The sequence below is a fragment of the Enterococcus sp. BWB1-3 genome (assembly GCF_016745275.1).
Classification (GTDB): domain Bacteria; phylum Bacillota; class Bacilli; order Lactobacillales; family Enterococcaceae; genus Enterococcus_L.
Genome location: NZ_JADOEP010000032.1, coordinates 20,031 through 30,939 on the forward strand (window position 1 = coordinate 20,031; position 10,909 = coordinate 30,939).

At 37.1% G+C, this 10,909-nt stretch carries 5 protein-coding genes; 1 reads left to right on the forward strand and 4 read right to left on the reverse strand.

Annotated features, from left to right (window positions below):
* Positions 1–26: 26 nt before the first annotated feature.
* A complete protein-coding gene (gene hrcA, locus IW492_RS16090; RefSeq protein WP_202068927.1) occupies positions 27–1,070 on the reverse strand; it encodes a heat-inducible transcriptional repressor HrcA in 1,044 nt (347 codons plus the stop codon).
* 169 nt (positions 1,071–1,239) lie between these two features.
* Positions 1,240–2,406: a radical SAM family heme chaperone HemW gene (hemW, locus tag IW492_RS16095; protein ID WP_236671964.1), complete on the reverse strand. Its 1,167-nt coding sequence runs from the start codon at positions 2,404–2,406 to the stop codon at positions 1,240–1,242.
* A 1,731-nt stretch (positions 2,407–4,137) separates the two neighbouring features.
* Between hemW and IW492_RS16100 the strand changes: the two genes are divergently transcribed.
* Positions 4,138–7,938: a carbohydrate-binding protein gene (locus IW492_RS16100; protein ID WP_202068928.1), complete on the forward strand. Its 3,801-nt coding sequence runs from the start codon at positions 4,138–4,140 to the stop codon at positions 7,936–7,938.
* Positions 7,939–8,576: 638 nt separating this feature from the next.
* On the opposite strand, the gene ribF is transcribed toward IW492_RS16100, so the two are convergent.
* Together ribF and truB are read right to left on the reverse strand one after the other, a co-directional pair.
* On the reverse strand, positions 8,577–9,530 hold the full coding sequence (gene ribF, locus IW492_RS16105; RefSeq protein ID WP_202068929.1) for a riboflavin biosynthesis protein RibF: 954 nt from the start codon (positions 9,528–9,530) through the stop codon (positions 8,577–8,579).
* A gap of 20 nt (positions 9,531–9,550) precedes the next feature.
* Positions 9,551–10,471, reverse strand: a complete 921-nt coding sequence (gene truB / locus IW492_RS16110; protein ID WP_202068931.1) for a tRNA pseudouridine(55) synthase TruB — start codon at positions 10,469–10,471, stop codon at positions 9,551–9,553.
* Positions 10,472–10,909 lie beyond the last annotated feature (438 nt).

Genomic DNA, 10,909 nt, shown 5'->3' on the forward strand with positions numbered 1-10,909 from the left:
TTATTTTTAAGAACAGCATTTTCATCTTACCCATCAAGAAATCGATAGTAAGAACCTAATTGTGAAGCAAGCTCGCCTCTAAAAGCATCAATCAAACTGAACATTTTTGAATAAGGCATACTGGTCGGACCCAATAAAGCAATCGTTCCCTTCCCGTGTCCTGTAACTTCATACGTTGCAGTGATCATGCTCAGATCATCTAGTAAGTTATTTCCAATTTCAGAACCAATTCTAACAGAAATCGGTACATTTACTCCTTCAGAAGTATCCAGTAAAGTGGTCAGTTCTTCTGTATTTTTCATAAATGAATAGACAGATTTCAGCTGATCATTATTCATGCTGATACCAAAATCAAGAAGATTAAGCCTTCCACTTACAAATACTTTCTCTTCAAACACATGCCCGAGCATCGAATCAAACAGATTCATCATCCCATCCGGCGTCTGGAAATATCTATGCAGAATCATAGGGATTTCTGTTCTCAAACGATGATAAACAACCAACAACGGTTGTCCCACGAGTTTTTCATTGATAATATTTGTCATTTTCTCTAAATCTTCACTTGAAACTGAAGCAGGAATCGAAAATACTTTACTCTCCGCATTTCCCTTATCCGTAACAATGATTGCAACAATTTGTCGCTCATTCAAAGGAACCATTCTGAACCCGGTCAGTTTCTTTTCTTTCACTTCCGGTCCGAGGGAGAAAGCGGTATAGCTGGTCAATTCTGATAAAATACTGGCTGCTTGTTCAATAATATCATTAATTTCTCTAACTTCCGAACCAAACGACTGACGAATTTGGCTTAACTCATCTGGCGCCATTTTAGTCGGTTGAAGCAAATGGTCCACATAGTAGCGATATCCCATCAGCGAAGGGACTCTCCCAGAAGAGGAATGCGTCTTTAGTAGAAGACCATGTTCTTCCAATGCTTTCATGTCATTACGAATTGTAGCAGAACTGGATTTGATCCCATCCTCCAACAATTTCTTAGACCCCACAGGATGACCTGTAGTTGTATAGTGTTGGATGATAAGCCTTAATATATCTTTTTGTCTTTCTGTAAGCATATATACCACCCTTCATTAGCACTCCTATTTAACGAGTGCTAATACAAATACTAATATAGCAAGTTCTCTAAGAATTGTCAAGAAAAAAACAGAGAAAGTTAGCACTCTTGTCGATCGAGTGCTAACTTTCTCTGCGGTCAGTTATTTCTCTTATAAAAACTGAAAATTTTCAATCAAGAAGAAAAGCTTCAAAGGCTTCGTTACCAATATATAAGCCTTTAGCTGTCAGCTGAAGGGAATCTGGATTTTCAATCACCAGTCCAGCCTGAACCAGCTCTTGAACAACCGAACCATAGATTTTTTCTATTGAAGTATTGAATTTTTCTTCAAAACGTTTCTTGCTCACACCTGCAAGCTTTCTCAGCCCTAAAAACATTTCTTCTTCAATTTGATTATTTAAGGTGAGTTCTTCCCTTTCTAAAACAGGAAGATTGTCCTTTCGTAAAGGCTCCAAATAATGTTGAATGGGACCAAAATTCCTGTAGCGAACATCGCCCAGATAGCCGCTTGCTCCTGCACCGAATCCATAATAATGCTCATTATTCCAATAAACAAGATTATGCTGGCTCTCCTTTCCTTTCAACGCAAAATTACTAACCTCGTATTGATGACGTCCGGACTTTGCCATCATCGCAATTGTTTCTTCAAACATTCCTGCTTCTGCATCTTCATCTGGTAAGGTTAACCGCCCTTGTCTGACCCAATTCATAAACATTGTCTTGTTCTCCAAGATAAGTGAGTACAAGGAGTAATGCGGTAAATCCAGTTCAATTGCTTTTTGAAGCGTATCTTGAAACCCTCTAATTGTTTGTCCTGGCAGTGCATAAATCAAATCAATACTGACATTTTCAAAATTTTCTTTCTCCAAAAATGCCATCGTTTTGTATACATCTTCTGCTGTGTGCTTTCTCCCAATTTTCTTCAGCAGCTGATTATCAAATGTTTGCACCCCCATTGATAATCTGTTTACTCCATAATTCTTCATTACACGCAGCTTTTCAACCGTTATATCACCTGGGTTCGCTTCTACTGTAAATTCTTTTTTATCATTAAACGGTAAAAGTTCTCTTATTCCTGAAAGCAGTCGATCCAATTGCCCCGCTGATAAAGAGGTTGGTGTACCCCCGCCTATGTAAATAGTTTCAACTGGTCTCCCAGGATTTTTAATAGTGGTCAGCCTAATTTCTTTTAGCAATGCGTCTATATACTCATCTACCGGCTGTCCTTCAAGAAAAACTTTATTAAAATCACAGTAGTAGCAAATATGTTCACAAAAGGGAATGTGAATGTAAGCTGAGACTCTGCTAGTACTCATAGTATTTGGTTCTGCTGTCATTTACTGAATCCTCCGAGGTCAAAAATCGTAGTGTCTATTCCACAATGAATCATTGCAAAACTCTCTCAAATAAAAAAGAGGTTGTGACAAAGCTTCCCATGCGGCAAGTAATCATAGGAGCACTTGCATATCCTTAACTGCGACGAGTAACCGCAGGAGCGGAAGTGTTCAGCTTCGAAAACCAAGTTAGGTATCATGCATCATCTACTCTGACAAGTCAATCGTAGTGATTTATGACAATACGTCGGAATATACGAAAATTGTCAAGGAACACTAGTCATGAAATGAATAGCTGTGGATTGATATCTACTTGGCGCTTTCCATATTTTTGAGAGTATTCGGCTTATTTCCGAGATGTTGCTTGCGATTACTCGGCACAGATTAGGACCGACAAGTGCTAGTTCTACTTTGCCGCTTCTGCTTATATTCGTACTTTAGCAGAATGGTATGCGTAGTTTTGATAAATATTCCTTGAATGAAACTAGCTCACTTGATGTAGTAGAGCTGTATGCGTAGAAGAGCTGCTGTCTCTATGAGTCTAACGATTCTCGAGACAAAACAGTACGTAGAAGAACTGTGTCTCTACGAGTCTAACGATTCTCGAGACAAAACAGTACGTAGAAGAACTGTGTCTCTACGAGTCTAACGATTCTCGAGACAAAACAGTACACTATATCCGTTTTTCTACGTCCACGGTTCTCACTATACTACATTACACTACACTTCGTTTCGATCTCATCAATTCCTAAATGTCAGAGCCACTAAGAATTGAAGGCCTTCGTTTCGGTCCTCGAAGCATGGAGGCTTCGCTCCTACGCTTCTTACAAATGCTCGGATCATACAAAGACTGGAACACCATTCATTTGTTTTTAAGGGTTCTGGATATACTAATGTCACAGACCCATCTTATCACATGTTTCTGTCAATGTCGTTACAGTTTGATTTAAGTTTTCTGAGCAAAGCAGTCAAATAAAGCAACGCTTTATTATAGAACATAAAATGATTCTCAAGCAACGCTCTAACCAACTTATAAATTACATTAAAAGATAGTCTATAAATGATCTTCAATGGTAAAAAATTTTTACTTGTATGCTTCAATGACAGGAGTAAGCAGCTTCAAAAGCAAGTAGGGAGTTGCTAATCCTGCTTTGTCAGTTTCACTTGTGTAGGAATATCTAGTGAAATGATATATGTGGTCTCGATAAGTATTCCTTGAATAGAGGCTAGCTCATCTATGAGCATTAGCAGAATGGTATGCAATGCTCTTGCTGAGGATAAATTTATTCTATATACAAAGAGACAGCTGTATGCAGGCGACAGGCTTTGAATGTGAAACATTCATCTTCTTAAGAGGTATATGTTTCTTAATATTATAACCTAAATAACAAACAATATTAATCAGTACTTTTAGTTCATCTTTGTTCGTTTCAGCAATTGAAATTAATCATAAAAAAATCCAAAACAGCATACACCAAATAAATATATCGAATAATATTTATATTTTTCGTTTTTTATTCACTTTATCATGATTTTATTTATGAATTTCACATTTTAGAGAATATAATGAAAAAATAGATAAATAAACAATTTTCTTTTGTGCTAGACTGTTAGCGGGATATTTTTAAAAAGGAAATAACAGTAAAAAAATATAGTGTTTAATCACTGTTTATTTGCCAATTATTTATTGAAAAATCCTTTACTGATAAACAATTACACAAAGGAGTAATATTCATGAAAAAAAAATCAAAATTTTTCGTATTAGTTTTCACTTTTATGGTGTTTGCTTTAGCATTTTTGGAAAATAATACAGCCGCCTATGCCGAATCAAAAGATTTCTATCCCCCCGTAAACATAGTAACTGTTGAAAATGAAAAATCAGCATTACCAGAAAGCATTACTTATTTATCTGAAGATCAAAAGATCTCACAAGATAACGTTTCCTGGGATTCCATAGATGAATCCATATTTTCGAAAGCTGGCACTTATGAGATTCAAGGAATTGCTAAAAAAACAAATGCAAAAGTAAAGGGAATTATTACTATTTTTCCATCAGATCAAAAAGTTAAAGTAGCAGCTATCGGAGACAGTATTACCTATGGAATGAATGTAGAGAATGCCCTAATAAACTCTTATCCGAGACAGTTAGGTTACCGTTTAGGCAGCAATTATGATGTTGTAAACTACGGAAACTCCGGTAAGACCCTGCTAAATAACGGAAATGATCCGTACATTCGTACATCTGAATATAAAAACAGCTTGGCTGTTAACCAAAATATCGTAATTATCCAGTTAGGTACCAATGATACGAAACCATATAATTTCACAAAAATTGATAACTATATTAATGACTATGTGAATTTGATTAACGCTTATAAAGCAATGGAAACAAAACCTGTCGTTTATGTTTGTCTGCCGCCAAAAGTTGTTCATACAAACTATGATATCAGTAATGAAAATCTGAAACTGATTTTGCCAAAAATTCTTGAGTCCGCCAAAAAAGCCGATGTTGATGTTTCAGTCATAGATAACAACTCCATAACTCAAGACGCAGACATTCTGATTCCGGATGGTGTCCATCCAAATGCACGCGGAGCTGCACTGTTAGCAAATAATGTTTATGCCAGACTTAAAGGAAAATCTGAAGTTATTTCTGGAATTGCTGAAGCAAATGACTATTATACTGCTTTCGGATCAATTAATACGTATCAAAATAATTCATTCTACATTGGCGGAATTGTCCCGGAGGCATGGATTTCCTATAAAAACGTTGATCTATCTGCTCATAAAGGCAGCATTCAGCTGTTCTCCTCCATCCCCTATGACAATACAACAGTCACAATACGAAAAGGTGCTGTGGACGGAGAAATTATAGGTGAAAAAAAGCTGACTCGCTCAGGTAATTTGAATACTTGGCTGTATCATACAGTAGAGCTTACTGAAAATACAGGAATTGCTGATATATATGTTTCATTCTCACGCCCTTCTACAAGTGCCATTACTGAAATTGCGAACTTAGGAGCCATTAACTTTGGTTTTGACGAGAAGAAACCTCTTGAAATTCATTCATTTTCTGAATTACAGACTGCAATCAATAGTAATATTACCAATTTAAAACTCATGGCCGATATTTCGTTCACTACAAACCTGCAGCTGAAAGATAACACGAAACTGGATTTAAATGATTTTACTCTAAATACTGCCAATTATTATTTCTACAAAGACGAAGCTTTGGGCAGAAAGATTTCAGTTGATGTACGTAACGGAATCATTCAAGGGCAAAATCCATACGGAAGCTTCTATAGTGCAGACTCTACTAATGCCAATTACGGTATGAATTTATCTTTCTCTTCTATTGCTTTTGAAGGAACACTTTTAAATAGAGGATTAAGCAAAGAAACAGTTGTAGAATTTAAAAATGTTCAACGTTCTATATCTTCAATCAGTTCAAATAATACATTTGTTTATAAAGAAGTTGATCTTGGAAAGAATCTTGGAAGTATTCAACTATATGCTTCTGTACCTTACGACAACACGACGGTTACTCTTCGGACTGATTCAACAGCTGGTCCGATTATCGGTCAAAAAATACTGACTCATTCTGGAAATATAAATACCTGGTTATATCACACCATCGATTTAAAAGAAACCGAAGGAATCCACGACATTTATGTGACAGTTAACAGACCCTTAACTGGAGAGACAGTTGAATTGGCTCGCCTTGGTTTTCTCAATTTTGCTTACGATGAAAACGAACCGACTGAAATTCGTTCATTTACAGAGCTTCAAACTGCTATCAGCAGCAATCTAACTAATTTAAAATTGATGGCGAATATTCAATTCACTACAAACCTGCAGCTGAAAGATAACACGAAACTGGATTTAAATGATTTTACTCTAAATACTGCCAATTATTATTTCTACAAAGACGAAACTTTGGGCAGAAAGATTTCAGTTGATGTACGCAACGGAATCATTCAAGGGCAAAATCCATACGGAAGCTTCTACAGTATAGACTCTACTAATGCCAATTACGGTATGAATCTTCTCTTCTCTTCTATTTCTTTTGAGGGACAGTTGTTAAACAGAGGTTTGAGCAAAGAAACTGTTGTCACTTTTGAAAACAGTCAGAATACAAAATCATCGATCAGCCCAAACAATACCTTTATTTATAAAAATATTGATTTAGATGGGAATTTAGGCAGTATTCAATTAAATGCCGCAGTGCCATATGACAATACAACAATGACTGTTCGAGTTGATTCAGCGGATGGACCGATTATCGGAGAAAAAGTACTGACTCGTACAGGTAATGTAAACACTTGGGTATATCATACAATTGATTTAGCTAAAACAAACGGAATACATGATATATATGTAACAGTAAGCAGACCCTCAACCAGCGAGACTACTGAACTGGCTTATCTTGGCAGCATCAATTTCACCTATGACCAAAACAGCCCAACTGAGATCCGGTCTTTCACAGAACTTCAGACCGCTATCAACAGTAATCTGACAAACTTACAACTGATGACTGATCTGCAATTAACTGCAAACATTCAATTACAGGATGATACTGTTATTGATTTGAATGGCTATACACTAAATACCGCCAGCTACTACCTGACAAAAAACGAATTACTTGGTAAACGTATTAATTTGACGATTAAAAATGGACATGTCTTAGGTCAAAATAATTATGGAAGCATCTATTCCGGCGATTCTGCCAATCAGTCTTATGGCATGAATGTTAATGTACAGGATATCCAATTTGACGGCACATTGTTCATTCGTCAAAATGTTACAGGTGCAGTTGTTTCCTTCGAAGGTGATAACGAAATTCGTTCAACTAAAGGCAGCAATGTCTACGCTCAAAATGTTACCTTTAAAACCGGATCAACTTATAAAGGTACAACTGAAGGCGGCGGTTCCAGCAATGACAGCGGCTCAACTGTTATTTCAATGGGTAACAGCAATACACAAAAAGAATTCATTGTTGAAGAAAATGCGATTGTTGAATTATACCCCGGCTACAGCGGTACCGGCTACGGACAAAATGCCGTTTACGGCTTCTCACTCTTGCAAGTTCAGGAAAATGCGAGCTTTACAGCTAAAGGAAACGGACCTATGCTTCGTACTGAGTATACAGCTGGAAATGCAAAAGTGGATGTCCTACAGGATGCAGTATTCGACGTTTCCACCAGCTTGGCTGCAGAAGGCTTCTCTTTCTCACACGGGATCGATTACGTCTTTAATAACCCAGCATATTTCTCAATTGAAAGCTTGAATACAAAACGTTTTTCATTTATGTACGCTTACCGGGCAAGCTCGTTTACCTACCATGGTAAAGAATTAAAAGTTTGGGAAACAGCTGATACTGCTGGTGAAGCAAGTAAAAAATGGACTGACATTGATAGTATGCAGTTAACTAATATCCTAAACGGAAATAACATGGGAACACTCACAACCAGCAATGAAATGCTGCTCTCAAAATTTGGCAGCTTAAACAATTATTATCGTATTTCTAATCAATAAGATGAACAAAGAAACATACTAAGATTAGTGAAGTTGTGACAAAACTTCTCCATGCAACAAGTAATCGCAGGAGCATATCTCTTTATGCTCCTGCGCTTCTTTGAATGCTCGTCGCATGCAAGAACTTGCTCCTACGCTTCTTCAAATGCTCGTCGCATGTCTGAGGGACATACAAGACATGCTATATGCGCAGCCTCGATAAATATGCCTTGAATAGAGGCTAGCTCATCTAGGGGCATTAGCAGGATGGTATGCAGACTCCGATCAAATAAATGGATAGGCATTTATTTCCAGTCTAAGAGATTGCCGATATACATATGAGAATATGCCTTATTTTTTCAACCAATATTTATGGAAAAATAAATACACTAAAATGAATCGGCTTTTCTGTTTGGTAAATTTAGATCTCCACTAAAATATCAGAAAAACTCGTTTCTTCAATAGTTTTTCTGACAGTCCCTAATTTAAAATACATTTGAATACGTAAAAGATGACTATTTTTTGATAAATACGAATAAGTATAAAGAAACCTTTCTCTTTAACTAAAAAAAAGCAAATGGCCACTCGATCAACGAGTCAGCCTGTTTGCTTTTTCGATTTTATTTTTGAATTAAACTGATTGAATATACTTCGTTTAATTATGAATTACTATGTCTGTTTTTAAAATAGTCAGCTGTATCCTGCTCATCCTGCTTCAGCTGTTCAATCAGCTGTTCAGCTCCATCAAATTTTACCTGGTCACGCAGGTAATGATTCCAACGAACAACAACCTGCTCCCCATAGATGTCCTTGTGGAAATCCAAAATATAAACTTCCACAGTCAGCTCGCGCCCGTCACCAAATGTATCATTATGACCGATTGATCCCATTCCAACATACCAATGTTCACCGATTTTAATCTGTGTGGCATATACCCCGATACGAGGCAGTCGAACAGTGCTTTTCACACGAATATTCGCAGTAGGAAATCCAAGCAGCCGCCCTCTAGCATCTCCATGAACAACTGTACCTTCAATTTCATACACATAGCCCAATAAATCAGCAACTTCTTCCATATCCCCAAAATCCATCATTTCCCGAATTCTGGTAGAGCTGATTTTTTCTCCGTCCATCTCTTCACGCTGAACAGTTATGATATCAAAACGTTCTTTGGCATATATCGGAAAATGCATCACATCAGCGATTTCTCTTGGTCCATACGTATAATCAAACCCTGAAACAGCTACTTTAGCATGCAAATCAACAATATACTGATCTACAAAATCCTGTGGTTTGAGATGCGCAAAATCAGAAGTAAATTCAATAACATAAAGGATATCAGTCCCCAAAGCAGCCATTCGTTCTTCTTTTTGTTTAAGACTAGTCAAATATTTCATTTCATTTGGCTTTACTTTTTGAAATACAATGGAGGGATGCTGATTAAATGTCATGACTGCCAGCTTCAAACCTCTTTCATCTGCAATTTTTCGGCCTGTTTCAATTACCTTTTGATGTCCCTGATGAACGCCATCAAAAAAGCCTAATACCATTACCACATTATCAGCAGGTATCTGTGCCGGATCATAGGGGTGACGAATGGAAACAATTTTCATAAGACAAATCTTCCTTCTATTTAATTATTTCTAAGTACTTTACTTGGCTTTAACAACTCTTTTTTTTCTGGATGCTGTTTATATAAACTGACTACCAAATCTTGATAATACAGCGCAATTAAGTCCTCAGGCATTTTATTAAGCTTCAATTCCTGAAGCGATAAAAACACACCATTTTTCACTTTGGCATAGAGCTTATCCGTCAAATCGACTCTTGGAAATTCAGCAACTGCTATCTCTATGGGCAATAGGATGTCATCAATTTTTCCCAGCTCTTTTTTTTCAGCAGTTTCTGCCAACGTTACGCATTGCTCTGCTTTCAAACCGCCGCTGGCTGTTCGAACCAGTTCAGACATATGTGCTGGAACTCCCAAAACTTTCCCGGTATCCACCGAAAGCGTTCGGACATAAGTCCCTTTGCCGCAAACAACTTCAAAGGTCCATGACTGTGTTCCCTCTTCTTTATTAAACATCGGTACGCTTGTCCGTTTGAAGGAATGAATCATCGCTTTTCTTTCCGGACGCTCTACCTCTTCACCATTTCTAGCATACTCATATAGTCGTTTTCCATTTACTTTTACAGCAGAAAACATTGGTGGAATCTGCGTGATTTCACCTGTAAGCTGCTTCATCGCTTGATCAATCTCCTCCAGCGAAAATGGCTTTGCAATAATTTCCTGTTCAACCACTTCTCCTCCGGCATCTTCCGTTGTTGTAGAAAAGCCCAGTGTAATCTCTCCCTCATAGGTTTTACCGGAATCTACCATATATTCAATGACTTTGGTTCCTTTACCAATACAAATCGGCAAAACCCCTGAAACATCAGGGTCTAATGTACCGCCATGTCCAATTTTTTTTGTATGTAAAATTTTTCGCAGTTTGAAGACACAGTCATGACTGGTCATTCCTTTTTCTTTCCACAAGGGCAAGATTCCATCCATTTTATTTTTTCCTCCATTTACATGCTAACCTGGTTATTATAGCATAGAACACTTGAAGAAAACATTGTTGAAAATCTATAAAAAGCTTTCTGTCGCAAAGCTCATCCCCCAAAAAAATTCAACATGCCTCTCTTTTGAATAATTGCTAAAACGAACATTCTTCCACAATAAATGAAGAGCCTCAGACATCTAGTGCCGCAGACTCTTCAGGTTTGTAATAGTGGCTCATTGTCAACTAGTGTTGGTGAAAGAAATACAAGAGAATAAAGCCAAGCAGTTAAGGGGCCCTACCTAGCTGCTTGTTTTTCATGCATTGATTCTGTTAATGAGGGTTCTTTTTAACTTCTTTGAAATACGTTCCTCTATAAAGGAAAATCCTTTCTCTAAAATTATTGAAATTACGAAAGCCATAAGATATCCGCTTCAATACTTTACTAT